Source organism: Pedobacter kyonggii, from assembly GCF_004310665.1.
Lineage (GTDB): Bacteria > Bacteroidota > Bacteroidia > Sphingobacteriales > Sphingobacteriaceae > Pedobacter > Pedobacter kyonggii.
Map to the genome: position 1 here is coordinate 24565 of NZ_SIXF01000036.1, position 25281 is coordinate 49845.

The 25281-nt window shown below is 37.4% G+C and carries 23 protein-coding genes; 19 read left to right on the top strand and 4 right to left on the bottom strand.

Going from position 1 to position 25281, the window contains the following annotated elements; translation table 11 throughout:
* Positions 1-17: 17 nt before the first annotated feature.
* Complete coding sequence (locus EYS08_RS22665; RefSeq protein WP_131032225.1) at positions 18-221, top strand: hypothetical protein; 204 nt, start codon at positions 18-20, stop codon at positions 219-221.
* Between the two features lie 79 nt (positions 222-300).
* Here the strand turns inward: EYS08_RS22665 and EYS08_RS22670 are convergent, their stop codons facing one another.
* On the bottom strand, positions 301-828 hold the full coding sequence (locus EYS08_RS22670; protein ID WP_131032226.1) for a thioredoxin family protein: 528 nt from the start codon (positions 826-828) through the stop codon (positions 301-303).
* A gap of 135 nt (positions 829-963) precedes the next feature.
* Here EYS08_RS22670 and EYS08_RS22675 point away from each other — a divergent pair, with 135 nt between their 5' ends.
* The 12 genes from EYS08_RS22675 (at position 964) to EYS08_RS22730 (ending at position 18187) form a co-directional block, all read left to right on the top strand.
* A complete protein-coding gene (locus EYS08_RS22675) occupies positions 964-1683 on the top strand; it encodes a TatD family hydrolase (protein WP_244216026.1) in 720 nt (239 codons plus the stop codon).
* Positions 1684-1822: 139 nt separating this feature from the next.
* Positions 1823-2821 (top strand): PDDEXK nuclease domain-containing protein, encoded by a 999-nt coding sequence (locus tag EYS08_RS22680; protein WP_131032227.1) that lies wholly within the window; start codon positions 1823-1825, stop codon positions 2819-2821.
* Positions 2822-2832: 11 nt separating this feature from the next.
* On the top strand, positions 2833-3627 hold the full coding sequence (locus EYS08_RS22685; RefSeq protein WP_131032228.1) for a tRNA threonylcarbamoyladenosine dehydratase: 795 nt from the start codon (positions 2833-2835) through the stop codon (positions 3625-3627).
* Positions 3628-3706: 79 nt separating this feature from the next.
* Positions 3707-6925 carry a UvrD-helicase domain-containing protein gene (locus EYS08_RS22690; RefSeq protein ID WP_131032229.1) on the top strand — a complete coding sequence of 1073 codons (3219 nt, stop codon included), beginning with the start codon at positions 3707-3709 and terminating at the stop codon, positions 6923-6925.
* Between the two features lies 1 nt (position 6926).
* Positions 6927-7997, top strand: coding sequence for a PDDEXK nuclease domain-containing protein (locus tag EYS08_RS22695; RefSeq protein WP_131032230.1), 1071 nt, complete (start codon positions 6927-6929; stop codon positions 7995-7997).
* Positions 7998-8007: 10 nt separating this feature from the next.
* Positions 8008-10863, top strand: coding sequence for a PD-(D/E)XK nuclease family protein (locus EYS08_RS22700; protein WP_131032231.1), 2856 nt, complete (start codon positions 8008-8010; stop codon positions 10861-10863).
* A gap of 220 nt (positions 10864-11083) precedes the next feature.
* Positions 11084-11641: a GNAT family N-acetyltransferase gene (locus EYS08_RS22705; RefSeq protein WP_131032232.1), complete on the top strand. Its 558-nt coding sequence runs from the start codon at positions 11084-11086 to the stop codon at positions 11639-11641.
* 334 nt (positions 11642-11975) lie between these two features.
* A complete protein-coding gene (locus tag EYS08_RS22710) occupies positions 11976-12962 on the top strand; it encodes a pyruvate dehydrogenase complex E1 component subunit beta (protein ID WP_131032233.1) in 987 nt (328 codons plus the stop codon).
* 378 nt (positions 12963-13340) lie between these two features.
* Positions 13341-13913: a pentapeptide repeat-containing protein gene (locus EYS08_RS22715; RefSeq protein ID WP_131032234.1), complete on the top strand. Its 573-nt coding sequence runs from the start codon at positions 13341-13343 to the stop codon at positions 13911-13913.
* 44 nt (positions 13914-13957) lie between these two features.
* Positions 13958-14332 carry an iron chaperone gene (locus EYS08_RS22720; protein WP_131032235.1) on the top strand — a complete coding sequence of 125 codons (375 nt, stop codon included), beginning with the start codon at positions 13958-13960 and terminating at the stop codon, positions 14330-14332.
* Positions 14333-14432: 100 nt separating this feature from the next.
* Positions 14433-15773 carry a DUF4419 domain-containing protein gene (locus tag EYS08_RS22725; RefSeq protein WP_131032236.1) on the top strand — a complete coding sequence of 447 codons (1341 nt, stop codon included), beginning with the start codon at positions 14433-14435 and terminating at the stop codon, positions 15771-15773.
* A gap of 122 nt (positions 15774-15895) precedes the next feature.
* Positions 15896-18187 carry a Tex family protein gene (locus EYS08_RS22730; protein WP_131032237.1) on the top strand — a complete coding sequence of 764 codons (2292 nt, stop codon included), beginning with the start codon at positions 15896-15898 and terminating at the stop codon, positions 18185-18187.
* A gap of 75 nt (positions 18188-18262) precedes the next feature.
* Here the strand turns inward: EYS08_RS22730 and EYS08_RS22735 are convergent, their stop codons facing one another.
* Complete coding sequence (locus EYS08_RS22735) at positions 18263-19330, bottom strand: mechanosensitive ion channel family protein (RefSeq protein ID WP_131032238.1); 1068 nt, start codon at positions 19328-19330, stop codon at positions 18263-18265.
* A 148-nt stretch (positions 19331-19478) separates the two neighbouring features.
* On the opposite strand from EYS08_RS22735, the gene pnuC reads away from it, so the two are divergent.
* Entirely contained in the window at positions 19479-20141 is a 663-nt protein-coding gene (pnuC, locus tag EYS08_RS22740) for a nicotinamide riboside transporter PnuC (protein ID WP_131032239.1), read from the top strand.
* Entirely contained in the window at positions 20138-21103 is a 966-nt protein-coding gene (locus tag EYS08_RS22745) for an AAA family ATPase (protein WP_131032240.1), read from the top strand. The genes pnuC and EYS08_RS22745 overlap by 4 nt, the downstream gene beginning before the upstream one ends.
* A 27-nt stretch (positions 21104-21130) precedes the next feature.
* Here the strand turns inward: EYS08_RS22745 and EYS08_RS22750 are convergent, their stop codons facing one another.
* Entirely contained in the window at positions 21131-21610 is a 480-nt protein-coding gene (locus tag EYS08_RS22750; protein ID WP_131032241.1) for a hypothetical protein, read from the bottom strand.
* 384 nt (positions 21611-21994) lie between these two features.
* On the opposite strand from EYS08_RS22750, the gene rplM reads away from it, so the two are divergent.
* The 4 genes from rplM (at position 21995) to tsf (ending at position 24681) form a co-directional block, all read left to right on the top strand.
* The gene (gene rplM, locus EYS08_RS22755; RefSeq protein ID WP_010602007.1) at positions 21995-22438 is read left to right on the top strand and encodes a 50S ribosomal protein L13; all 444 of its coding nucleotides are present in this window, start codon (positions 21995-21997) and stop codon (positions 22436-22438) included.
* A gap of 3 nt (positions 22439-22441) precedes the next feature.
* Complete coding sequence (gene rpsI, locus EYS08_RS22760) at positions 22442-22828, top strand: 30S ribosomal protein S9 (protein ID WP_029279076.1); 387 nt, start codon at positions 22442-22444, stop codon at positions 22826-22828.
* 18 nt (positions 22829-22846) lie between these two features.
* Positions 22847-23707, top strand: a complete 861-nt coding sequence (gene rpsB, locus EYS08_RS22765) for a 30S ribosomal protein S2 (RefSeq protein ID WP_029279074.1) — start codon at positions 22847-22849, stop codon at positions 23705-23707.
* 128 nt (positions 23708-23835) lie between these two features.
* Positions 23836-24681, top strand: coding sequence for a translation elongation factor Ts (tsf, locus tag EYS08_RS22770; protein ID WP_131032242.1), 846 nt, complete (start codon positions 23836-23838; stop codon positions 24679-24681).
* A 71-nt stretch (positions 24682-24752) separates the two neighbouring features.
* On the opposite strand, the gene EYS08_RS22775 is transcribed toward tsf, so the two are convergent.
* Positions 24753-25281 (bottom strand): IS3 family transposase (locus EYS08_RS22775; protein WP_165456541.1); only part of this gene is annotated, 529 nt, incomplete at its 5' end.

Consider the following 25281-nt stretch of genomic DNA (forward strand, 5'->3'; position numbering starts at 1 on the left):
ATATAAACCTTAATGTTATGATAGATCCAGAAGATGACAATTATTCAAACGATCCGAATGATGCTTTACGCAGAGAGGATGATGTTGAAAATATCAACGAAATTAATGGCGACGACACCAGTATTGAACATGATAAAGATCTGCTCAAGCAGGCCGACGAGGCATCAAGAGCATCTTATGAGCTAAACCTCGATGATAAGGAAGACGATTTAGACGATTAAAAAGAAAGCCGTTCCGATGAAATCTGAACGGCTTTTTTATCTAAGTTTTGACAAACCCTACCCACTAACCTTTAAACTCCTATTTCGCTTTGTAAGTTTCAGGATTAACAGCTGTTGTTGTCCATCCTTTTAAAAAGGAAGTGATTTTCTTTACATCATGTCCAACTTTCTTTTTACCATTAGCGCCAATTTCTTCGGTTTCTAAGTAAGAAGAATTTTCGATGTGCAATACTTTGCCTTTCCCATCCAGAATTAAAAATACCGGAAAACCAAAACGTTGAGGATAGCCTAAGCTGGCTAAAACAGGTTCGTTTTTATTTTCAGGGCTGTAATTAACCAGAACAGTTTCAAAATTATCGTTAATGTATTTTTTCAGCGTTGCTGTGCTATCAACTAAATTATGAAAGGCTATACACCAACTGCACCAATTACCACCAACCTGCAACAAAACATGTTTATTTTCTTTGGCAGCTTTTGCAACCGCCGCAGCAATTTCGGCTTTGGCATCCGCTTGTGGGTTATAGATATGAACGCCTTCTTTTTTCGCCTGACTAAACGCCGCTGTCGAAATCAACACAGCAGTTAATAAAATGATTAATTTTTTCATGATTTTCGATGAATAATAATAGCAAATGTAATAAAGTCTAGGGTTACAATGGATTATTCGCGAATTCTTTACAGAGCGGAAACAGTCCGTAGTCCGTAGAATGGAAAGGGATTAAGAACGAAGGTTTAATCAAATATGAATTTTTACATTATCCATCCCAATTCTCCATCTTCCATTTTTACCTATCTTTGTTTTCCAATGGATTTTTTAGACATACATACCCACAAAGTTGCCACCCAACCTGGGGTAATCAGCATTCAAAGTTTGTCGTTAACCAGCGATTTTTTTTTAGCGATGCCTAAAACCAAGCCAATTTCTGTTGGGCTGCATCCCTGGTTTGCTAAAATTGATCAACTCGAACTACAGATGAAATATCTAAGTGTTGTGGCCAATCAAACAAATGTGAAACAGATTGGAGAGTGTGGTTTAGATCGGCTGAGAGGTGAAAACCTGGAAAATCAGACCATAATCTTAGAAAAACAAATCGAATTGGCAGAAAAAACTAATAAACCATTGATTTTACATTGTGTTAAATGCTTTTCAGAGTTAATTGCAATTAAAGAACGATTAAAAGTTAAAGTACCGATGATTATTCATGGTTTTAACAAAAATGAGCAGCTCGGCCGACAGCTACTGGACAAAGGTTTCCTTCTTTCCTTTGGAATAACTGCTTTAAAAGAAAATTCGGGTGCAGCTAAGCTGATTCAAAGTACCGATCAATTTTTCCTGGAAACTGATGCTTCGGATATCTCAATTGAAGAAATTTACCAGGCCGTGGCCAATTTAAAAAAATGTAGCATTGATGAGCTTAAAGCTCGTATTTTTGCAGACTGGAATAAATTGATTTTAATATAAATTTTAACAAACCGGCCACAAAACTAATGTTTTTAGTAAATTAGCATTAAATATCTCAACTCTAAAAAATATTATATTTATTGGTTTCATTGCTTAAGTTTTTAGTAACAAAAAGACCACTATAATTTCTCTAAACTAAATGCAATTAAAAAAAGAGCTTTTAACGCAAATACAATCTATCATAGCCTCTGCAAAAGAACGAGCAATACGTTCTGTTGAGACTGAAAGAATGCTTATGTATTGGCAAATTGGTAAAGTTATTTTTGAAGAAGAACAAAAAGGCAAAGATAGGGCTGATTATGGGGAATACCTTATTAAATCTATGTCCAATGAATTTCAACCAAAATTAGGGACAGGATTTTCGATTCGCCAATTAGAGCGTAATAGGCAATTTTATCGTGCTTTTCCAATTGCGTCTGCACTGCGGACGCAATTCAGTTGGACACATTACAAAATCTTGATGAGCATTGATAATCAAGATAAAAAAGATTTCTACATTGCCGAGACTGAAAAAAATAATTGGTCAGCAAGACAGTTAGAGCGGCAAGTAAATAGCCAATTATTTGAACGCCTATTGTTAAGCAACGATATTGAATCTGTTTTAGCTATAGCCAAAGCAGAAAAACATCCAACAGAACCAACACAGATTATTAAGGACCCAATGATATTAGAATTTTTGGGCTTAAAAAGGGAAGCAGCGTATTATGAAAAGGATTTAGAAACGGCAATCATTACCCACCTGCAAGATTTTTTATTAGAAATCGGTAACGGTTTCTCTTTTGTCGCAAGGCAGAAACGGATACATATTGATGGTGATGACTTTTTTATAGACCTCGTTTTTTACAATCGGTTATTACAATGCTTTGTAATAATAGAAATTAAAACAACTAAACTTAGTCACCAAGATATGGGACAGTTGCAGATGTATGTAAACTACTACGACCGTTTTGAAAAACAAAATTTCGAAAACCCAACTATTGGTATTTTACTATGCACCGATAAAAACGATGCTGTAGTAAAAATATCTTTGCCCGAAAATAATAAAACAATTATAGCGAGTAAATACCATCTCTACCTGCCGACAGAGCAGCAATTAATGGCTGAGATGAAAAAAGAAATTGAAAAACTAAGAAGTTAATAAAACATAATATGTCTGATGTTAGCTGGCTTTCGCGCTCTGCCCTCCTTGTTGGGAATGATGGAATAGATAAACTTCAATCGAAACATGTTTTAGTGATCGGTTTGGGCGGTGTAGGTTCTTTTGCTGCCGAATTTATATGCCGTTCTGGCGTTGGCGAAATGACCATTGTTGATGGTGATGTAGTTGACCCGACCAATCGGAACAGGCAGCTGCCTGCCTTGGCGACCAATCATGGTGTGAGCAAGGCCGAAATAATGCAAGAGCGTTTATTGGCCATTAATCCTGAATTAAAACTCCATGTGGTAAATACTTTTCTTAGTCCGGAGAAATGCAGGGAAATTTTAGAATCTGGCTTTGATTACATTATGGATTGCATCGACAGTGTAATGCCAAAAATCACTTTATTGGGAACTGCTCTTGAAAAGAATATCCCTATTGTTAGCTCAATGGGTGCCGGTGGCAAAATGGACCCTACCAGAATAAGGATTACATTGCTTCCTGATACTTATCAATGCGTTTTTGCCAGTTATGTGCGTAAAAGGTTGAACAAACTTGCAAATGCCAGCAAAATAAAGGCTGTCTTCTCAACAGAAGAAATGGATAAAAACTCGATGATCATGACTGATGGAAGTAATTTTAAGCGCTCCGCTTATGGCACAGTTTCTTACCTGCCTGCAGCATTTGGCGGTGCCTGCGCCTCGGTTGTAATCCGCGATCTGCTTGGTCTGCCAATCGAAATGGCCGAACGCCCTGCAAGGATCAGCCATAAAACACTGAATAAAAGGAAAAGTAAAAAATCCTAATAGAGATAGAATTGTTGATATCATGATTTCGAGAAAATTTTAAATTGTTGTAAGTTTAAAATTCGAGAGAAATCATATTATGCCCCAACCCCTCAAAATTCTTCAGGCCTCCGCAGGTTCAGGTAAAACATTCAGTCTTACCGCACATTACCTTACGCTGCTTTTTAGCGGAGAGAACAAATACCGCGAAATTTTAGCGGTAACCTTTACCAATAAGGCAACCGAAGAAATGAAAACCAGGATTCTGGAGGTATTGTTAGGATTGGCAAAAGGCAATCCATCGAAAAAAATCGAAGACTATCGGAAACTTATTTTACTCGCCTATCCGATATTAAGTCCACAGGAATTACAGTTTAAAGCAGATAAGATTTACCGGAAAATTTTGCACGATTACAGCCGCTTTTCTGTGAGCACCATTGATGGTTTTGTGCAAAAAGTAATCCGTGGTTTTGCTTTCGAATTGGGGCTAAATGCCGATTATAATTTAGAAATGAATTATGACAAGGTAAAGGATGATCTTGTAAATAAACTAGACGAAGCTTTAGACCATAATAAACAGCTCTTACAATGGATCATCGATCTGGCTATCGAACGCATCAGCGATAATAAAAGCTGGAACTATAAATTTGAACTATATAACTTAATTGGAGAAATATTTTCCGAACGTTTCCAGATTTTCGAAGATGCGGTAAGCACCCTTGGTTTGCAAAACATCGACGAATTATTTAAAAAATACATTAGCGTAACCAAAGATGAAATCAAAAACTTCGAAGATGAACTGGTTTCTCTGGCAACCGAAGCGAGTGAAGCCCTAAATGTAATCGGTGTAGAAACCGAGTACCTCAAAGGAAAATCGCGTAGCCCGCTTGCCAAAATTATCTTGGTAGCCAGGGGCGATTTTTCTAAAATTGAGCCACTTTTCAATTTAATCGACGAACCCAATGAGTGGTTTCAAAAAAATGCAAATTTTCCGGAGGCTTACGATACGGTAAATCCGATCCTCCAGAAATTAAAAACGCATTATTTAGTGCATTTACCAAATTACAGTCTGGCCATCGCTTTTAATAAAAATCTTTACTATTTAAGGTTGATGCAGGAAATTGCCGTACTATTGAAAGAATACCGGGCTGAAAATGACAATTTGCTCATTAGCGATGCACAAAAACTGATTTCCGGAATTACCGAAGATGCAGGCGATAACCCTTCTTTTATCTGGGAAAAAGTGGGCAACCGCTACCGTAATTTTTTATTCGATGAATTTCAGGATACCTCTACCAGCCAATGGGGAAGTTTTAAATCGCTCTTAACAAATGCGATGGCCACGCCTAGTCAGGATCTGATCGATCACCTGATTGTTGGCGACACCAAACAATCTATTTACCGCTGGCGCAATGGTGACTGGAACATCCTGCATAAACACGCCAAGTTAGATGTTGGTGCAGAGAATGTATTGGAAGAAAGTTTGGAAGAAAATTATAGAAGTGCCGAGAACATCATCACTTTTAACAATTTTCTTTACAAAGCTATCCCTTTAACGCTGCAGAACGAACTGAACGAAAACCTGGCAAGCAAACCTGAAAGCATCTCTAAATGGTGGCAGGAACAGCATTACCAACAGATTATTACCGATATTTATAGTGGCTCAACGCAGAACTTTGCCACCAATACCTTAAAAGGCGGAACCATCAAAATTAAAAAGTTCGGCAAAGATCATGCACCTAATGAAGCGCGTTTTACCGAAACCGTTTTCAGGGACATTGCTTTAGACGATATTGTTGAAGAAATAAATCATCTCAAAAACCATCAACAGTATGCCCTAAAGGATATTGCCATTTTGGTGCGTTCGAATAGTGAAGCCTTACTGACGGTTAAAAAATTAATGGGGCATAACTTACCGGTTTTATCGGGCGATGCTTTATTGATTTCGAACAACTCGGCTATACAGCTCATCATTAATACCTTGAAAGTGCTCATTGGTCTAGAATCGCAAACAGCATTATATAAAGCCAATTGCATAGCACTATATCATTCCCTGCACGAGAAAGAGATCGACGCCAATTATTATTTAAATCTTAACAATAAGCCTTTAAATACACTCACCGAAGTTTTACCTGTGGCTTTGTGCGAGAACTGGCAAAGCTGGTTACAGCTTCCCCTGCCTGAATTGGTTGAGATTTTAATTGAAAGCTATGGGTTAAAAAACCTGACCGCCAATTTGCCCTATTTGTTGGCTTTTAGAGATCTCACCGCTTCTGCTGGCAAGCTTGGCGAAAAAGGTATCATTTCCTTTTTAACGTGGTGGGAAGAAGACGGCATTAAAAAATCACTACCCTCGCCAGAAGGCGCAGATGCCATACAGATCATCACCATACATAAATCTAAAGGACTGGCCTTTCGGGCTGTTTTTGTACCGTTTTGCAACTGGGAAATTAAAGGTAAACCGAACGGCACTTTTTGGGTCTCTTCTGAAGAAACGGTTTACAAGGAACTAAAAGGCATTCCATTAAAATATAATGAAGCCCTGGCCGATTCAGCCATTGCAAAGGCATATTATGAAGAGTTACTTTATAATAATATGGATGCATTGAACATGCTTTATGTGGCTACCACACGTTCAAAAGATTATTTGTACATCGCCACGATGGCAAAAAAAGAGCTAAAATTGTCCAATATGGGCGATGTAATTAATTTCACTTTCGATGAGCAGTTTGATGAAAACGGCGTGTACGAAATTGTTGATTATGTATCCGTTGAAAGCAAATCAGAGGATTTGAATTTTATCGATTTAAAAAGTTACCCTACCACAAGCCGCTTATCAGAGTTATATATCCCTTCAGAAGACAAACATTTAAAGCATTTGGTCAATATTGAAAAATCAGGAAGAAAAGGTTCGTTGTTACATGATATCCTGGCCAGTGCCAGTACTTCAAAAGAGGTAAATGATTATACAGGCAATCTGGTTTTGCAAGGCATTATCAAGGTAGAAGAAAAGCAGAAATTAATAGATTCGGCACTTGAAGTATTAAATAATCCCGAACTTAAGGCCATTTTGGGTAAAGCGAGCGAAAGTATCGTAGAAAAAAATATTATTGATGCCCACGGTAAGCTTCATCGTCCAGACAGGGTATTGATCAATGCCGATGAGGTAATTATTCTGGATTATAAATTTACTTTGGAAGAAAGCGACAAACACATCGAGCAGGTAAATAATTACAGGGTACTGCTTTCAGAAATGGGCTATCAAAACATTAAAACCTATCTTTTTTACGCGATTAAAGGCAAGTTGAAATTAGTATAATATGGAAGGAATAAATGCTTTATATGGTAACATATTAAATATACTGAAAAGATATAGAGCTGATGCTTATAAAGCAATTAATACAGCAATGGTAATCTCATATTGGCAAATCGGCAAAGAAATCGTTGAAAACGAACAAGGAGGGAGTGTAAAAGCATCATACGGAGATGAAATTTTACAATCATTATCCAAAAAATTAACCGCTGATTTTGGCAAGGGTTTTTCTTATTCCAACTTGAGAAATTTTCGCCAGTTTTATCTCACTTATCCAAATGACCAAATCTGCTACGCAGTGCGTAGCATTTCTCAAAACACTGATAATCAACCCAATGAAATATCGTACGCACTGCGTAGCAATTTGAGCTGGACACATCACAGATTAATAATGAGAGTTGATGATATGCAGGCAAGAACATATTATTTAAGTGAAGCGGAAAACCAACAGTGGAGCTCAAGGGAATTGGAGAGGAACATTAATTCATCTTACTTTCAAAGGCTTCTGTCAAATCATAAAGAAATAAGCCTAGCAGGTCATGCAAAACAGGCTTCAGAAAATTTCATTAAAGATCCTTATGTTTTAGAATTTTTGAATATTGAACAACCGTCAACATTAAATGAGAAAGAAATAGAAACCAGGATAATCAACCATCTACAGCAATTTTTATTAGAGCTAGGCAAAGGTTTTTCTTTTGTAGGCAGACAATTTAGAATAAGCACAGAAACCAGTCATTTTTATATTGATCTGGTATTCTACAACTATATCCTTAAATGCTTCGTCTTATTTGATTTAAAAACCAGTAAACTTACCCATCAAGATGTTGGCCAAATGGATATGTATATTAAAATGTTCGATGATCTGAAGAAACAAGAAAGTGATAATCCAACCATTGGCATCATCCTTTGCACGGATAAGGAAGAAACGGTTGTTAAATATTCAATGTTGAAGGATAGTAAACAATTGTTCGCGTCAAAGTATCAAATGTATTTGCCGACTGAGAAACAGTTAGCAGATTGGATTAAAAACGATAAAGCAATTATCGAATTGCAATTAAAAAACCGAGACAACGATTAAAACGCGATACATGAAACCATTTTTACAGGAAGTTGCAGAAGATTTAGTTATCAGGCTTGGAAATCAGCTGGAAAACTGTGCCATTGTTTTTAACAATAAACGCCCATCGGCCTATTTGCAGAAACACTTTGCCGATATTATTGGCAAGCCTTTTTTCAGTCCCTCATTTTTTACCATCCAAGAATTTTTCGCCAGTTCTACCAGTTATAAAATAGCTGATTTTTATCTCCAGTTTTTTACTTTACACCGTATTTATAACCAACAGCTTGCCGAAGAGCAACTGGAAAGCATTTCGAGCCATAAATTTTTCCCATTGGCCAAGATCATCTTAAGCGATTTTAACCAGATTGATGCCGACCTTGTTGATGCAGAGAAACTATACCGTGATTTGGAAGATATTTCAGTCATAAATAAAGATTTCGATTATTTAAGTCCCGAGCAATACGAATTTCTTTCCCATTTCTGGACATCCTATTCTGAAGGAAAACACAAAAAACAACAGGAATTGTTCATCAAGATGTGGCGCAGGATGCCCAAGCTTTACCATAAATTCCACTCAACGCTTAAAGAACAGGGATATTTAACCAACGGCTCTGTTTATCGCCACCTGGCCGATGACATTACCAATCACCAGGAATTTATTTCGAATTTTGACAAGGGCAAGATCATTTTTGTAGGTTTTAATGCTTTGAGCAGCGCCGAAGCCAAAATATTTACCCAGCTACAAGAAGCTGATAAAGCATTGTTTTATTTTGATGCCGATACCTATTATTTAGATGATATATCGCAGGAAGCCGGTTTGTTTTTACGCAAAAACATTAATCAGTTAGGCTTAAAAAACGTATTTGCTGAGCAGGAAAGTTTAATGAAATCTGCAGAACACCATGTGGAGGTTTTCAAGGTTCAGGGGCAATCGGCACAGGCCAAAATTCTGAATAACATTTTAGAAGAAGATTATACAGATGCAGCAACCGTTGGAAAAACAGTGGTGGTTTTAGCAGATGAGAGTCTGTTGATCCCAACTTTACAGACGATTCCAACCACATTTAACGGAAAAGAAATCGATCTTAATGTAACCATGGGTTTTGCGCTGTCAACCTCAAGTATTTTTGGTTTGGTTGATTTATGGTTGGGCAGCCAATTGGAGATTTTACAGCGGGATAAAGTAAGCTACAAAAATGTAGAAGCTTTTTTAACCCATCCCTTAACAGGCCTTACCCAAAAAATGCGTGATAAAATTTTAACCGCATTGCTGGAAGAAAACCAGGTGGAGATCGATCATAAACGATTATTACGCCAAAGTGGGCTGTTTGAAACTTTTTATAAAAAAATAGATGATCCGCAGTATGTAGTAACCAATTTACTCGATGTATTGGATTATGTGTTAACAAGATTATCGAATGCGAAAACATTAAAAAAAATCGATGCAGAACTATTCGTAAAAACCATTCAGGAGTTAAATAGATTACACGATACTTTTAGCAACCACATCGGTAAAGAGGAAATCCCTTTTGTAATTTACCTCGTTCAAAAATCACTGCAGGCCATTGCCGTACCGCTTTCAGGCGATCCGTTAAATGGGATACAGGTAATGGGATTACTCGAAACGCGAAACTTAAATTTCGATAAAGTGGTAATTTTGGGTTTCAACGAAGGTATTATTCCAAAATCATCAATTGGCAATAGTTTTATTCCTGATTCTATACGTCGTGTTTACGGTCTTCCGGTTCTTGAAAATCTTGACGCGATTTCCTCTTACATGGTATACCGTCTATTACAGAGAGCAAAGAATATCAATTTTGTCTATAATAGCTTAACAGACGAGTCTACTTCAGGCGAAGCCAGCAGAATTTTAAAGCAACTTGAGTACGAAAGCGGTTTCGATTTTACCTATAATGAGCTTAATCTGGAGGTAAAAACCGAGCCTTTTAAGGGAGTAAAGATCGAGAAAACCAATAATTCCTTTATCCAGGAAACACTTCAGAAATACCTCGACAAAAAGAAGGTGCTTTCGCCATCGGCACTTACCCAATATATATCCAACCCGATAGATTTCTTTTTCAATTACATTGCGGGCATTAAAGAGCCTAAAGAGATCAGTGCAGTGGTAGAAGCCAACGAAATCGGCTCGATTTTACACAAAGTGATGGAGTATTTTTACGAGGATTTAAGGTCGGCTGAAATTACTGCAGAGCGGATTAAAGAGAAACGGAAACAGATTCCCACTTTGATACAAAAAGGTTTTAATGCCGTGATGTTTAAAAATCCCGATACTGTGATGGAATACAAGGGAATGCAAAAGGTAATTTTATCAATCGTTGATGCTTATGTAAACATCATTTTAAATCAGGACGAAGCCCAAACGCCATTCAATATTATTAGTCTCGAACAAAAAGTAGAAGCCGAAATCAGTTTCCCGCTTAAAGGAAGAGATGCAAGCGTTAAAATATTTGGTTTTATAGACCGTGTTGATTTAAAAGATGGGGTAACTAAAATTATTGATTACAAAACAGGAAGTGATAAATTAACTTTTAAAGATATCCCAGAGTTGTTCAATTCTGATGGCAAACATATCAACAAAGCATTAATCCAAACTTTATTGTATACGTATGCTTATGAACAATTCTCGGGCAGAAGTTTTGTAGAGCCCAACCTGTATGTAGTAAAAACAATGAGTGTAGATGGCGTTTGGTTTAAGTCAGGCAGGCAAAATCTATCGGGAGCTTATTTAGAAGAAATTAAACCGGAATTTCTTGCCGAATTAAGGAAAAAGTTAACCGAACTTTTCGAAGCCCCCTATTTTGTCGCCAGTACAGTTGAGGATAATTACAAATATTCTATTTATAAAACTTTATTTGGAAAATAGTTTCAACCGCAAAGAAATAAAGTAAATCGCAAAGAGCGCCAAGTGCTCAGTAAAATAACCACAGAGCACACAAAGTAAGCCACAGAGTACTCAGAGGAGGATTGAAAAATATCGACTTCGTGTCCTCCGTGAAAATCTCCGTATGCGCTGTGGTAAAACAAAACTTTGTGTGCTTTGCGAAAAACTTTGCGTGCTTGCGGTTAATCTCTTAAATTTAAAAATGCTAACCTTAAATTTCACAAAATTTCCCATACTCGAAACTGAACGTTTAATTCTCCGCGAACACGATCTTGCTGATGCCGAAGCTCTTTTTGCCATGCGTACCAATGAAACGGTAATGAAATACATTGATAGGGAAAGACCCAAAGATATTTTTGAGATCAAAGATTTTATCTCACGTTTTAGAAATGGTTACGAAAATGGCGATAACCTGGCCTGGGTAATCGCATTAAAAGAAAATCCTGAGCAAATGATCGGATCTGTAGGTTATTGGCGGACAGATTTTGCTAACCACAGGGCTGAAATTGGTTACATGCTTCATCCCGATTATTGGAGAAAAGGAATTATTTCCGAAGCATTAAAGAGATCAATTGCATTTGGCTTTGAAGAGGTTAATCTACACACCATCAGTGCCAACATTAATGTAGAAAACGATGCTTCAAGACAAATGCTGATCAAACACGGATTTGTAAAAGAAGCACATTTTAAACAAGATTATTATTTTAGAGGCCAGTTTCTCGATAGTGAGATTTATGGCTTATTAAACCCAAATCATTAAATCATGGCAAAAAATGACAGGCTTTAAAAAAAATGGTCATCATCTCCGTAGTGGAGAGATCCATTATGTGCTAGTTTTCTATCTTAAACAATAGCAGCAATATTTCATTTTAAAGACGATATTTCGGAAAAAGCACAAGCTTTGATACATTAAGCTAATCAAAAACACAATTGCCCAATATTATTTCTTCTTTTAACAGATAAACAAAAAATACAGCATCAAAAAGCCTGAATAATTAGGCAGATTGCCTATAATTATTACAAAACATAGGCATTTTAGCCTTTGGTTTCAAAGCGATTAATAATTATATTTGCCACCGTTATTAAAATTTACAATGAGAGAAATCCAATTTAGAGAAGCACTACGCGAAGCCATGAGCGAAGAAATGCGTAAAGATGACCGCGTTTTTTTATTAGGTGAAGAAGTAGCAGAATATAACGGTGCGTACAAAGTAAGTCAGGGTATGCTTGACGAGTTTGGTGCGAAACGCATTATCGATACCCCGATTGCCGAACTAGGTTTCGCAGGTATTGCAACTGGTGCAGCAACAGCAGGCCTTATTCCAATTGTGGAATTTATGACTTTTAACTTCTCATTAGTAGCTATTGACCAGATTATCAACGGAGCTGCTAAAATTTTATCAATGAGCGGTGGTCAGTTCTCATGCCCTATGGTTTTCCGCGGCCCAACAGGTAACGCAGGTCAATTAGGTGCGCAACACTCTCAAAACTTCGAAAACTGGTTTGCAAATACACCAGGATTAAAAGTGGTAGTTCCAGCTACTCCTTACGATGCAAAAGGATTATTAAAACAATCAATTATAGATCAGGATCCAGTTATTTTTATGGAGTCTGAAGTAATGTACGGCGATAAAGGCGATGTTCCTGCAGAAGAGTACTATATCGAATTAGGAAAAGCAAACATAACCAAACAAGGTACTGATGTAACCATCGTAACCTTCGGCAAAATGCTAACTCGCGTTGTAAACCCAGCTGTAGAAGAATTAACTAAAGAAGGAATCAATGTTGAAGTGATCGATTTACGTACTGTACGTCCTATCGATTACGATACCATCATCGCTTCTGTTAAGAAAACAAACCGTTTGGTTGTTGTAGAAGAGGCATGGCCTTTGGCATCTCTTTCTGGAGAGATTGCTTTCATGGTACAAAAACATGCATTCGATTATTTAGATGCACCGGTTTTACGTATCACCTGTGCCGACGTTCCACTTCCATACTCCCCAACTTTAATCGCAGCAAGCTTACCAAATGCTGAGCGTGTAGTTAAAGCGGTAAAAGAAGTAATGTACGTTAAAAAGTAATTACAAATGTAGTCTGAGCTTAGTCGAAGATAAAAGATATAAATCCTCCAAAGCAATTTGGGGGATTTTTTTACTTCCCCTTTTCCGTGTCCTCTGTGTTTCCCTGGCAAATATTCGAAAATTTATGTTCAGTAATCCTTCGGTTTCATCAGCCCCGCCATTCATTGCAATCTTTTTGGCCGGTTACCTAATCCATTTATCTTCACTGCGAGGAGGAACGACGAAGCAATCTTTCCTGTAGGACATACCAAAAAGTATTTCCATTTCTTTCAGGTTTAGTGAACCATGGCCTGTATAAGAAACACAATTCCGTTTCCTGCTCAAAGCAAAAAAAATCCGTGATAATTTTTATATTCGTCGCACAAAGAAACTCCTTCCATGTCCGAATACATAGCCGATCAAACCTTCGAAAAAGCCGATTTTACCTTACGGGCACTCCCAAAAGCAGAATACGAAAACTGTAAATTCATCAATTGTGATTTCTCCAGTTCAGATTTAAGCGGCGTTAAGCTTTTAGACTGCGAATTTATCTCCTGTAACTTAAGTCTGGTAAACCTTACCAAAACCTCATTTATTGATATAAACTTTCAAGACTGTAAAATGCTCGGATTAAGGTTCGAAAACTGCAATGATTTTGGGCTGGCATTCTCTTTCGGTAATTGTAAACTAGGCCATTCCTCTTTCTACAAACTGAAGCTTAAGAAAACGAACTTCAAAAATTCACAATTGCACGAGGTAGATTTTTCCGAATGCGACTTAACCAGCGCAATACTCGATAACTGCGATTTATTAAACGCAACTTTTGATAGGACCATTATCGAAAAAGCAGATTTTAGGACCGCATACAACTATTCCATCGATCCGGATAACAATAGGATTAAAAAAGCAAGATTCTCGAAATCGGGCATCGCAGGCCTTTTACAGAAATACGATATTCAGATCAGCGAATAGGTTTTTAAGAAATTTTGTAAATTCAGCTTACAAAACCACCGACCATGGAACAACCCAAACCAGAAAACATTGATCAATACATTGCTAATTTCCCAATAGAAATGCAAAAGCTATTGCAGCAAATCCGTGAAACTATACACAAAGCCGTACCAGAAGCCAAAGAAGTAATCAGTTATGGGATGCCCGCCTTTAAACAAAACACGGTGCTCGTTTATTTTGCCGGCTATGCTAAACACATTGGCTTTTATCCAACTGGTTCAGGAATTGAAGCATTTAAAGAAGAATTTACCCAGTATAAATGGAGCAAAGGAGCTGTTCAGTTTCCTTTAGACAAACCTTTACCTTTAGGTCTGATTACTAGAATCACCAAGTTTAAAGCAGAAAGAGATTTAGAGAAAGTGAAAAAGAAGAAATCATAATAGTTCTGGTTTCCTATCTGGGAAAATGGAGGTATAATTATGGAAAACAGTTCAAAAAAGCATCAGTTTAGTAAAACCTTACTAAATCGACGCCAACCAGATGAAAAAAATACTTTTACTCTTAGTCCTCTTTATCTCTACCAAATCATTTTGCCAGAAAGCAACAGCTGTAGAGATTGAAACACTTTCGAAACCAGCAAAACTTATTCCTGTTGTTTCTACTTCGGAAATACTCAAAGTATTGAAAGCAGATGTAGAAAGAAATGTTGAAAATCTACCCGACAGTTTGGTTTATTATGGTGAGCACCCTTTCCTAACGGGCATTTTAAATTCATATATAGATCACAGGCCGTTTGTGATCTCTCCCGATATTTTATGGTTATTGATCAGTCAGGGTTTTGCCCGGCATATCACTCAAAATGCAGAAGAACTCAGGTCGCAGATGGTAAACTTTGAGGATAGAAAAACCTTGACTATTATTTCAGATAAAATCCAGCTCGGTAATCCTCAATCAGATTGGGTTTCAATTTTTCCGCAATTTAATGAGCAGATTAACGATTATACCGGCAAAAAACTGGTGGGTGTTTTGACCTCCGATTTCAGCACCACCACTCCCACTTCGAAGATTGTGAGCCAGGTTACGATTATGGAAACCGTAAAATCTTATTTCGAATTTAAGGTGATTATGATTGGCTGCGGCATCCCAAAAATAACCATTGAAGGCACCACTCAGGACTGGAAAAAATTACTGGAGAAAACAAAATATCTCTCTCAGTATAAATTAGACTGGTGGACAAACGAGCTCATCCCGATTATCGAAGAAATCATAGCGGCTAAAAAAGGAAAAGTAAATAAGGATTTCTGGATGAACATGGTAAAATACCATACCGAAAAGAAATACGGAACCGTAAATACAATCGATGGATGGATTGTAAAGTTTTTCCCTTATACCAAAGAAGGAAATAAAACAGGTTTAAAGCCGATTACGAGCGTAAACAATTTGGCTTCTGAAATTGTAAAAGTTCCATTTATTCTAAAAGATGATGAGCACCATACATCAAACAATATGGAAATCTGGGCGGGCTTTATCGGCCTTTCTCAGAACAATAAAGACTTTACTATGAAACCAGAAATGAGCTGGGCGATCATTAATAAAAACAGTGCTCCTTCTGAAACTTCTGTTTTCGATAATAAAACCCATGCCGATGATCTTTCAATGAGCAATATCAATGAAATTCCGAAAGCCTTGTATAAGTTGGAAAGTATTGGTTCACTTAGGATCAAGTTCACTAAAAACATCGTTATCCCTGATGAACTTAGTAAAATCAAGATCAGAAGCTTGAATTTAGATGGGAAAATTACTGAGGCGGAAACACAGCGGATTTTAAAACTTTTTCCAAACAGTTGGCTGATCATAAATGGCAAATCAGTCGATCGTTGATAAATATATCTACCATTTTTTAAAACTTACTCACAAATTTCGGTGGAAAACTTCATTTTAAAAATCCTGAAATCCCGCAAATCCTGATTAGCTTTGCTTCCTTTAATTTTTACCTTTAGGATATGTTAACCCACCATAAAATAATTGCAGCCGAATTAAAAGTTGCAGAAAAACAAGTAACAGCAACCATAAATCTGTTAGATGAAGGTGCAACTGTACCCTTTATTTCGCGTTACCGTAAAGAGGCCACAGGCAGTTTAGATGAGGTTGAAGTAGCCGCAATCCGTGATCGGGTTTTGCAGTTGCGCGATTTAGACAAGCGCCGGGAAGCGATTTTGAAATCGATGACCGAGCTTGGCAAGTTAACCCCCGAACTGGAAAAAAAAATCAACGAAGCCGAAACCATTTCACTTTTAGAAGACATTTACCTGCCATTTAAACCTAAGCGTAAAACCCGGGCATCGGTAGCAAAAGAAAAAGGATTAGAGCCTTTGGCCTTGCAGATATTTGAGCAGAATGCTTTTGATTTAGAGGCATCAGCAGATAAATTTATTGATGCAGAGAAGGGTGTAAATTCACTTGAAGAAGCTTTAGCTGGCGCAAGGGATATTATAGCCGAAATGATTTCTGAAAATGTAGAGGCGCGGACCAAAATGCGCACACATTTCCAGGAAAAGGCTGTCTTTAAATCAGAAGTGATCAAAGGAAAAGAAGAAGAAGGTATTAAATATAAAGATTACTTCGAATGGAGCGAGCCGGTTAAAACAGCTGCATCACACCGTGTTCTTGCTATGCGCCGTGGCGAAAAGGAACTGATTTTAAGATTAGATGCGCTTCCCCCAGCAGAAGATGCCATTGCCATTTTAGAGAACCAGTTTATTTTAGGCAATAACGCCGCTTCAAAGCAGGTTCAGCAGGCTTTAGAAGATGGCTATAAACGTTTGTTGGAGCCAGCGATGGAAACCGAGCTTCGTGTCTTCACAAAACAAAAAGCGGATGAAGAAGCCATCCGGGTTTTTGCCGAAAATGCACGTCAATTGTTATTGGCAGCCCCAATGGGACAAAAAAATGTACTGGCTATCGATCCCGGTTTCCGTACGGGCTGCAAAGTTGTTTGTTTAGATAAACAAGGTCAACTGTTAGAGAATACAGCCATTTATCCGCATACCGGACAAGGGAATGTGAAAAATGCCGAATTTGCTATCCAACAACTTTGTGAAAAACACAATGTTGAAGCCATTGCCATTGGTAACGGTACTGCAGGAAGAGAAACTGAAGCTTTTGTTCGTGCATTGAATTTACCGCACATCACTATTGTAATGGTTAACGAAAGCGGTGCTTCTATTTATTCAGCCTCGGAAGTAGCCAGAGAAGAATTCCCTACGCAGGATATTACCGTGCGTGGAGCGGTTTCAATCGGTCGCCGTTTAATGGATCCATTGGCAGAATTGGTAAAAATAGATCCGAAATCTATCGGCGTTGGTCAATACCAACATGATGTTGATCAGAATAAATTACAGGCAAGTTTAGATGATACCGTAATCAGTGCAGTAAATGCTGTAGGTGTTGAATTAAACACCGCCTCAAAGCAGATTTTAGCCTATGTTTCTGGCTTGGGTCCAACTTTAGCACAGAATATTGTAGACTATAGAAATGCGCATGGTGCTTTTAAAAACCGTGAAAGTTTGAAAAAAGTACCACGTTTGGGCGATAAAGCCTACGAGCAGGCAGCAGGTTTCTTACGTATCCGCAATGCAGAAAATGTTTTGGATACGAGCGGCGTTCACCCAGAACGTTATGCCGTAGTAGATAAAATGGCGAAAGATCTGGGTACTACTGTTTCTGCCCTAATGAAAGATACGCAACTGCAAAAACAGATTAAACCACAGCAATACGTAACCGATGAAATCGGCTTACCAACATTAACAGATATTTTAAAAGAACTGGCAAAACCTGGCCGCGATCCACGTGAACAATTTGAAGCTTTTAGCTTTACCGATGGTGTGAACGAAGTTTCAGATTTAAGGGTAGGTATGAAGCTCCCTGGAATTGTAACCAACATCACCAATTTCGGTGCCTTTGTCGATATTGGCGTACACCAGGACGGTTTGGTTCACACCAGTCAGCTGGCTAACCGTTTTGTGGCTAACCCGAATGATGTGGTTAAAGTACACCAAAAGGTAGAAGTTACGGTAATGGAAGTTGATGCAGCACGCAAAAGAATCTCACTATCGATGAAAACTGAGGTTAGTTCGAAGGCGGAAGTTCGGAGTCGGGAGACTAAGGAGCAGAAGCCGAAGCAAGATTTTAAACAGAATAACAGTAAATCCAATTTCAAGCCACGTAATGAGCCCAAAGACGCTGACGGCGATCTGCAGGAAAAATTAGCAAAGCTGAAAGGGATGTTTAAATAATTTCCATCGATTGTCATACTGAGCCTGTCGAAGTATTTAAGGAGTCTTCGACAGGCTCAGACTGACATGTATAAATTACTGTTTCTCAAACTCCAACCTTTTCTTCGGTAAGCTTTCAGGATAATTTGTTTGAATGAACGAAATCATAGCTTCCCTTACATGGCAGCGTAAATCAAAAGCCCTTGAAGAATTAGAAGCACTCATCAGAAATCGGACTTCGATGGCGCCATCTTTTGTACTATCGGTAACCTGTACCACATTTACGCGTTTATCCCAAAGGGGATTAGTATTCAATAGCCGGGTTAATTCCTGCCGCATCGGTTCAATCGGGATGGTATAATCAAGATACAAAAAAACCGTTCCAAGCAGATCAGCAGAAACACGGGTCCAGTTCTGGAAGGGCTTCTCGATAAAATAGGTAATAGGCAAGATTAACCGCCGTTGATCCCAGATATTAACCACCACATAGGTTAAGGTGATCTCCTCTACCTTACCCCATTCACCTTCCACAATTAAAACATCATCAATCCTGATCGGTTGGGTAAAGGCGATCTGGAAACCGGCCAATAAATTCCCGAGCGACTTCTGTGCGGCAAAACCGATGATGATTCCGCCGATGCCAACCCCGGTAAGCAGCCCTGCTCCGATTTTACGCATACTTTCAAAACTCAATAAAATGATAGCAACAGCAATTAAAATAATGAGCGAAATAATAAATTTTCGGACAAACTGCAATTGGGTTCTGATTTTTCGCTCTTTTAAGTTATTTTCTTTGTTTAAATCATATTTAAGATAGAAATAATCTTCCAAAACATTGATTGTCCTCACCAAAATAAACGCAAAAGTAATCGTCAGGGCAATTTCTAATATTTTTGTTATTGGAATACGATATGTTGGCGCCATCTCCATCAACGTTAACGAAAAATTAAGGAGCAATAGGGGAATAAAAATAGCAACTGGTCTCCTCAAATGCTTCACTGTCGATTTTATAACGATAAAATCCCACCAACGCGAAAGCATGATGAAAGTTTTGTGAATGATAAACTTGATTAAAATACCAAGAGATATCGCTACTAATCCAATGATTAGGTTCTTAAAAAACAAAGGGATTGGATAGCCGAAAATCTGGTCGAGATACTGCATAAACGAAATTTGTGGTTAATAAATACGGCGATCAGCCAATGGATATTCTTATAACAGCTATATTTTTGGATTGTTTGCCAACAGGAAAACCAAGAGCAGCAAATAAATTATTTACATTAGCATTTTGCAGATCTTCAAAAAATAAAAGATGGATTTTTTCGATGCCAAAAGTATATTTTTCACGGTTCTTGAATATAAAATGAGTTATCTGGAATTCTTCGCGGTGATTACGGGGATTATTTCAGTTATTCTTTCAGCAAAAGCCAGTATCTGGAGCTGGCCCGCCGGCATAGTTAATGTATTCTTATCGGCCTTTTTATATTACCAAAACCAGCTCTACCCCGACATGTTTTTGATGGCTTTCTTTTTTATAACCAACATTCTGGGTTGGTGGCGATGGACAAATCCAAAACCTGGAGAAGAAGACAAAAACAAAGAACTTAAAATTAGTTTTATGCCTGTAAGGCAGTTTTTAATCTTACTGGCTATAGGTATTGTTGGTACATTGCTGATGGGTACCCTGGCCAGTCAGCTCCATAATTGGCTTCCGCTACTCTTCAACCTGCCAAGTGCTTATCCTTTTGTGGATTCATTTATTTTTGTAATGAGTATAATCACCACTTTTCTGATGATCCAGAAAAGAGTAGAATGTTGGATTATCTGGCTGATTATCGATATTGTAGCCACTTACCTGTACTTTTTAAAAGGCATTAAGTTTATGGGATTAGAATATTTCATCTTCACTATTATTGCTGCTCTTGCATTGTGGCATTGGATAAAAGAATACAGAAGCTACGCTAAAACGACATGAAAAGAGGTTTAGTGATTGGTAAGTTTATGCCTATTCATAACGGCCATATTGCATTGATTAATTTCGCGGCATCACATTGTGATGAATTGATTGTTTCAATGAGTTTTACGCCTGCAGACAAGATTGATCCAATTTTACGTTTTGAATGGATCAAGGAAATTTTTAAAGATCAAGCCAACATCAAACCGGCCATTATTGCTGATGATTTTGATGATGAAACACTCCCCTTAAATGATCGGACAAATATTTGGGCAATCAGGATGCGGGAGGTATATCCAAAAATTGATATTCTTTTTAGCTCCGAGTTTTATGGAGAACCATTTGCCTTCAATTTACAAGCTGAACACATCTTATTTGACCAGACAAGAAAATCCATCCCCGTTTCAGCAACGCTGATCAGAAACCATCCGTTTCAATATTGGGAATTTATCCCAAAAGAAGTCCGACCATATTTTGTAAAGAAGATTTGTTTCTACGGACCAGAAAGCACAGGAAAATCGACAATGGCCGAAAAAATGGCTATGCATTATCAAACTACCTTCATTCCGGAAGTTGCGCGCGAATTAATTACCTCGAACGATATTACTGTTGATGACATTATCAAAATCGGGGCAGCACAAACCGAAAGGGTAAAAGAAAAAACCAATAGTGCCAATAAGATTGTTTTCTGCGATACTGATTTAATTACTACAAAAATATACTCGCGATATTATTTAAATGAGATTCCGGATATTCTAAACGATCTTGAAAATGAAATCAAATACGATTTATATTTCCTGCTAGATATTGATGTAGAATGGGTAGCCGACCACCTTCGTGATTTTGGAGATAGGCGCCTGGAAATGTTTAAGCTTTTTAAGGCAGAGCTAGAAAAACGTAGAATAAACTACATTCAAATCAGTGGTAATTATAGAGCGCGGGAAGAAAAGATCAAAAAGATTATAGATTCAATTTTGGTTTAAAGAATCTATTTTTTGCCCAACCGATAATTAATCTACATCGAACTGATATTCTCCACTAATCGTCAATAATGAATTAAGGTTCAGCAAGTCTCCACCTACAAACCATTTAATAATTTCCTTTAATTCATTATCGTTAACATTGTTGGCATGTTTAGCTTCCCAAACTTTTTTTTCATGTTTTCCTGTTATTAATTTTGTGAACCAGCCAGTTTTTTCAAATTCATACCACGATAGTGTAACTATGAAACTTAAATTTTGTTCATACAATTTATCTTCATAAATATAATTTGTAAAGACGTTTAAATTTAACCCATTACTGATATCCGACAGGTCTAAATACCAGTAATCCTCATAATCAATGTGTTCATCACTTCGGTAGGCATGATAATAATTTTTGCACTCTTGCAGCCAGCCAATGCTTTTGCAAAAATTTAATACCTCACACCCATTTATGTTTTGTAATTCAGTTTTCTTGCCTAGTGAAGATAAAAACGATATATTGAACATTGGCTGCTTAATTAAGGTGTCTGCATGTTATATTATGCCAAAATTGGTAAAATTATATTTAAAAATCATTGCAAGCTTAATTGTTGATAAATGACTAGAATAGTTCTGTCACACAATTTCCCTAAAGGAGAATACAAATGCAATCCTTTTATTGGTTAAAGAAAATTTAGTAAAAGGCCCGACTAAAACCAACCAAGACCGAATGATTTTGCATTCTAAATAATCACAACTGAGATTGCCACATCGCTGCGCTCTTCGCAATGACGATAATTTTATATCAAAATTTTTCTCTTCAACTATTTGATAATAAAAGTATTCTATCTATCTTTGCAGTCCCAAATTTAATGGGAATAATAAATTGTTTAATAAATTAAATACAAGCAAGTGAATACGTTAAGTTACAAAACTGTCTCGGCCAATGCGAAAACTGTTAACAAACAGTGGATTGTTGTTGATGCGCAAGGCGAGATTTTGGGGCGCTTGTCATCGAAGATCGCTATGATCATCCGTGGTAAAAACAAGCCTGAGTACACCCCACACGTAGATTGCGGAGATAACGTTATCGTTATTAATGCAGACAAGGTTAAATTGACAGGAAACAAATTCAGCGAAAAGCAATATGTTTCTTATACTGGTTATCCAGGTGGTCAACGTTTTATTTCTCCTAAGGAGTTAATGGCGAAACACCCTCAACGTGTAATCGAGAAAGCGGTACGTGGTATGTTACCGAAAACTAAATTGGGTAAAAAATTATACACCAATCTTTTTGTGTATGCTGGTGAAACTCACCCTCATGCAGCTCAATCTCCAAAAACCATTAAACTTTAAGAAATGTCAGTTACTAACACTTCAGGAAGAAGAAAAACAGCTGTTGCACGTATCTACTTAAAAGATGGTGCTGGCGCAATTACCGTTAACGGTAAAGATCACAAAGTATATTTCCCAACTTTACCTTTGCAATATATCGTAAACCAAAGTTTAGAAGTTTCTGAGCTTGTAGGCCGTTATGATATCACTGTAAACGTACAGGGTGGTGGAGTAAAAGGACAAGCAGAAGCTGTTCGTTTAGCTATTGCTAAAGCGATTGTTGAACTAGATGCGGAGAAAAAACCTGCATTACGTGCTAAAGGCCTAATGACGCGTGATATGCGTATGGTTGAGCGTAAGAAACCAGGACGTGCTAAAGCTCGTAAGAAATTCCAATTCAGTAAACGTTAATCACAGGAGGCAAAGACAATGGCAAGAACAACTTATCAAGACTTATTGGATGCAGGTGTACACTTTGGTCACCTTACCCGTAAATGGAATCCAAAAATGGCTCCTTACATTTTCATGGAGCGTAATGGAATTCACATTATAGATTTGAATAAAACTTTAACTAAAACTGAAGAAGCTGCGGCTGCGATTAAACAAATCGTAAAATCAGGACGTAAAGTATTATTTGTTTCAACAAAAAAACAAGCAAAAGGAATCGTAGCTGAACAAGCTAAAAAAGTAAACATGCCTTTCGTAACCGAGCGTTGGTTAGGTGGTATGTTAACTAACTTTGCTACTGTTCGCAAGTCAATCAAAAAGATGTCTAACATCGATAAAATGACTAAAGACGGTACTTATTCGATCTTATCTAAAAAAGAGCGTTTAATGATTCAACGTGAGCGTATTAAATTAGAATCACTTTTAGGTGGTATTGCTGATTTAAACCGTTTACCTGCAGCTTTATTCTTAATTGATGTTAAGAAAGAACACATCGCAGTTACTGAAGCGTTAAAATTAAACATCCCTACTTTTGCGATGGTTGATACTAACTCTGATCCTTCTAACATCGATTTCCCTATCCCGGCGAATGATGATGCTACAAAATCAATCTCTTTAATTACTGATGTAATTATCAAAGCTATTGAAGAAGGTTTAGATGAGCGTAAACGCGAAAAAGATGATGAAGCTGAAAAAGAAGCAGTAGCAGCGAAAGTTGCAGCTGATGCACCTGAATCAAAAGAGCCTAGAGCAGCTGGTGAAAAAAGACCAACTACTAAAAAGGTAACTGCTGAAGCAGAAGTTGAAGCTCCTTCATCAGAAGAAACTAAAACAGAAGAATAGTAATATTTTTTAATTGCAGGTTACTGGTTTCAGGTTTTAAGTTGGCTTAACATGAGTTTAACTTGGCGCTTGTAACTTGTAACCTGTAATTGTTATAACAAGATTGTAAAATTTAAAAAGGAAATAAAATGTCTACAGTACAAATTACTGCCGCTGATGTAAATAAACTACGCCAACAAACTGGTGCTGGTATGATGGATTGCAAAAAAGCATTATTAGAAGCTAATGGCGATTTCGAAGCTGCTGTTGATTTATTGCGTAAAAAAGGTCAAAAAGTATCTGCCGCTCGTTCTGGTAATGCTACTTCTGAAGGTCTGGTATCTATCGATGTTTCAGCTGATGGCACAAATGGTAAATTAGTTGCTTTAGCTTGTGAAACTGAGCCAGTTTCTAAAGTTGAAGATTTCCGTAATTTAGCTCAGGCTGTTTTAGCTGCAGCAGTTGCCAACAATCCTGCTACTACTGAAGAATTATCAGCGATTACTTTGGAAGATGGACGTACAGTTGCCGAAACCATAACTGAACTAACCGGTAAAATCGGAGAGAAAATCGTTATTCAAGAGTACGCAAATATATCTGGCGAAAAAATCGTTTCTTATATCCATTCTAATGGTAAAATGGGTGTATTAGTGGTATTTGAAGGTGCTAATGGCGTAGATATTTCTGAAGCTGGTAAAGATGTTGCTATGCAAATTGCTGCAATGAACCCAGTTGCTGTTGATAAAGACGGTGTTGACCCTGCTACTATCGAACGTGAAATCGAAATTGCTAAAGATGTAATCCGTCAAGAAGGTAAACCAGAAGAAATGGTTGAGAAAATTGCTGCTGGTAAATTGAATAAATTCTACAAAGACAGTACTTTATTAAACCAGGAGTTTGTTAAAGATAGTTCTATCGATGTGCGTAAATATTTAGATAACACTTCTAAAGGTTTAACAGTATCTGCTTTCAAACGTGTACAATTAGGTGCATAAGCACTAATAAAATAGTAAAAAGCTCCTGTTCAGAGGATGGTGTGACCCCAAAAAGTTGGACAGATTCAAAATTAAGTTTTTTGTACGAGAGCTCGGTATTCCACCGGGCTCTTTCCATTTAACCTGTTTTTTATTCTTTTATTGTTGTAGTAATGAATATATTCTTTTAACGAAGTGATAAATTCTTCTGCAGTTTCAAAGCTCTCTCTGTACAGCAATTCTGTCTTCATAATACCAAAAAAGCTTTCGGCCAAGGCGTTATCTAAGCAATTTCCTTTTCTGGACATGCTTTGGATAATTYCATTTTTTTCCAGAGCCTTTCTATATCCGTAATGTTGATATTGCCAGCCTTGGTCAGAATGAAAAACAAKTCCCTTTGTATCTTTCACTTTATCAAAAGCCTCGTATAACATTTCTTCTATCATCTGCATATTTGGACTTTTTGAAATACTATAAGAAATGATTTCCCCATTGAACATGTCAATTATAGGAGACAGGTAAATCTTCTCGCCTTTAATGTTCATCTGGGTGACATCCGTAGCCCATTTCTGATTAGGCAAACTTGCCTCAAAATCCCTTTCAAGTTCATTAGGGGCAATT

Excerpts from the sequence above, each read along its gene's own strand:
- EYS08_RS22665 (WP_131032225.1), top strand. The coding sequence starts at position 18 with ATGATAGATCCAGAAGATGACAATTATTCAAACGATCCGAATGATGCT.
- EYS08_RS22670 (WP_131032226.1), bottom strand. The coding sequence starts at position 828 with ATGAAAAAATTAATCATTTTATTAACTGCTGTGTTGATTTCGACAGCG.
- EYS08_RS22675 (WP_244216026.1), top strand. The coding sequence starts at position 964 with ATGAATTTTTACATTATCCATCCCAATTCTCCATCTTCCATTTTTACC.
- EYS08_RS22680 (WP_131032227.1), top strand. The coding sequence starts at position 1,823 with ATGCAATTAAAAAAAGAGCTTTTAACGCAAATACAATCTATCATAGCC.
- EYS08_RS22685 (WP_131032228.1), top strand. The coding sequence starts at position 2,833 with ATGTCTGATGTTAGCTGGCTTTCGCGCTCTGCCCTCCTTGTTGGGAAT.
- EYS08_RS22690 (WP_131032229.1), top strand. The coding sequence starts at position 3,707 with ATGCCCCAACCCCTCAAAATTCTTCAGGCCTCCGCAGGTTCAGGTAAA.
- EYS08_RS22695 (WP_131032230.1), top strand. The coding sequence starts at position 6,927 with ATGGAAGGAATAAATGCTTTATATGGTAACATATTAAATATACTGAAA.
- EYS08_RS22700 (WP_131032231.1), top strand. The coding sequence starts at position 8,008 with ATGAAACCATTTTTACAGGAAGTTGCAGAAGATTTAGTTATCAGGCTT.
- EYS08_RS22705 (WP_131032232.1), top strand. The coding sequence starts at position 11,084 with ATGCTAACCTTAAATTTCACAAAATTTCCCATACTCGAAACTGAACGT.
- EYS08_RS22710 (WP_131032233.1), top strand. The coding sequence starts at position 11,976 with ATGAGAGAAATCCAATTTAGAGAAGCACTACGCGAAGCCATGAGCGAA.
- EYS08_RS22715 (WP_131032234.1), top strand. The coding sequence starts at position 13,341 with ATGTCCGAATACATAGCCGATCAAACCTTCGAAAAAGCCGATTTTACC.
- EYS08_RS22720 (WP_131032235.1), top strand. The coding sequence starts at position 13,958 with ATGGAACAACCCAAACCAGAAAACATTGATCAATACATTGCTAATTTC.
- EYS08_RS22725 (WP_131032236.1), top strand. The coding sequence starts at position 14,433 with ATGAAAAAAATACTTTTACTCTTAGTCCTCTTTATCTCTACCAAATCA.
- EYS08_RS22730 (WP_131032237.1), top strand. The coding sequence starts at position 15,896 with ATGTTAACCCACCATAAAATAATTGCAGCCGAATTAAAAGTTGCAGAA.
- EYS08_RS22735 (WP_131032238.1), bottom strand. The coding sequence starts at position 19,330 with ATGCAGTATCTCGACCAGATTTTCGGCTATCCAATCCCTTTGTTTTTT.
- pnuC (WP_131032239.1), top strand. The coding sequence starts at position 19,479 with ATGGATTTTTTCGATGCCAAAAGTATATTTTTCACGGTTCTTGAATAT.
- EYS08_RS22745 (WP_131032240.1), top strand. The coding sequence starts at position 20,138 with ATGAAAAGAGGTTTAGTGATTGGTAAGTTTATGCCTATTCATAACGGC.
- EYS08_RS22750 (WP_131032241.1), bottom strand. The coding sequence starts at position 21,610 with ATGTTCAATATATCGTTTTTATCTTCACTAGGCAAGAAAACTGAATTA.
- rpsI (WP_029279076.1), top strand. The coding sequence starts at position 22,442 with ATGTCAGTTACTAACACTTCAGGAAGAAGAAAAACAGCTGTTGCACGT.
- rpsB (WP_029279074.1), top strand. The coding sequence starts at position 22,847 with ATGGCAAGAACAACTTATCAAGACTTATTGGATGCAGGTGTACACTTT.
- tsf (WP_131032242.1), top strand. The coding sequence starts at position 23,836 with ATGTCTACAGTACAAATTACTGCCGCTGATGTAAATAAACTACGCCAA.